Annotated in this window: 1 protein-coding gene; it reads left to right on the forward strand. The window is 37.1% G+C overall.

From position 1 onward, the window contains the following. The first annotated feature begins 292 nt into the window (after positions 1 to 292). Complete coding sequence (locus tag DBR11_RS07950) at positions 293 to 1,273, forward strand: acyl-ACP desaturase (RefSeq protein WP_108551353.1); 981 nt, start codon at positions 293 to 295, stop codon at positions 1,271 to 1,273. Positions 1,274 to 1,276: the final 3 nt, after the last annotated feature.

A 1,276-nucleotide genomic window follows, 5' to 3' on the forward strand; every position in this document is an offset into this window, starting at 1 on the left:
TAACACGTGGGAGAGTAGGTCGGTGCCAAATCTTAAAGAAAGCCTGTAGTTAACACTACAGGCTTTTCTTGTTTATAAGCTTTTTGGGTGGATAAGATTAACTGCTTATATTTAAATTTTCAGGCAGGCTTGATTCTTTTTTATTCTGATTATCTGTGCTTAACCCTGTTTTTTTTAAAATTTGACTAGCCTAAGCAGGGAACGTAATTTGGAATGAATAATAAAATGATGTATGTCAGATTTTATGCGATTTTTTTGGTTATCTTTGCAATTAATTTAAACACACAAAACAATGAGTTTTTTCGCAGAGAAAAGAAGAGAAGTGATGCTCCATATTGAAGGCTATATGCTGGATGTAATGCATACCTATCTTAAACCAATTGATACGAATTGGCAGCCATCTGATTTTTTACCAGACTCTACGAGTGACACATTCTTTCAAGATATAAAATCCTTAAGAGAAAATGCAAAAGATCTTTCCTATGATCTTGTAGCTGTTCTTATTGGTGATACCATTACAGAGGAGGCTTTGCCTACTTACGAATCCTGGTTGACTATGGTTGAAGGGGTGAATAAGAGTGAACATGGGGGTTGGATGAAATGGACACGCCATTGGACCGCAGAAGAGAACCGTCATGGGGATCTTTTAAATAAATACCTTTATTTGTCTGGTCGGGTGGATATGAGACAAATGGAAATTTCTACTCAGTATCTGATTGCAGATGGCTTTGACATCGGTACAGGACATGATCCATACAGAAACTTTATTTATACCAGTTTTCAGGAATTGGCTACAAATATATCTCACAGAAGAGTAGCTTCCCTCGCTAAAAAGGATGGTGATGCCTTGTTGTCTAAAATGTGTGGTGTAATTGCATCTGACGAAGCGAGACATGCAAAAGCCTATAAAGATTTTATGAGCAAAATATTTGAGGTGGATCAGAATGAAGCGATGATTGCCTTTGAAGATATGATGCGCAAGAAGATTGTAATGCCTGCTCACTTCCTGAGAGAGATGGGTTTGAAAATCGGACAGACTTTTGGCCATTTTACAGATGCAGCTCAACGTTTAGGCGTATATACTGCTATTGATTATGTGGAAATTATGCAACAGCTTATTGAAGAATGGAAGCTGGAAGGTATGCGTGATCTGAACGAAGCAGGTGAAAAAGCACGTGATTATATCATGGCTTTACCAAATAGATTATTACGTATTGCAGAAAGAATGAAGAATCCAACAATGGATTATAAATTTAGCTGGATACACTCTTAATAG

This window comes from Pedobacter sp. HMWF019, from assembly GCF_003061025.1.
In the GTDB taxonomy this organism is placed as follows: domain Bacteria; phylum Bacteroidota; class Bacteroidia; order Sphingobacteriales; family Sphingobacteriaceae; genus Pedobacter.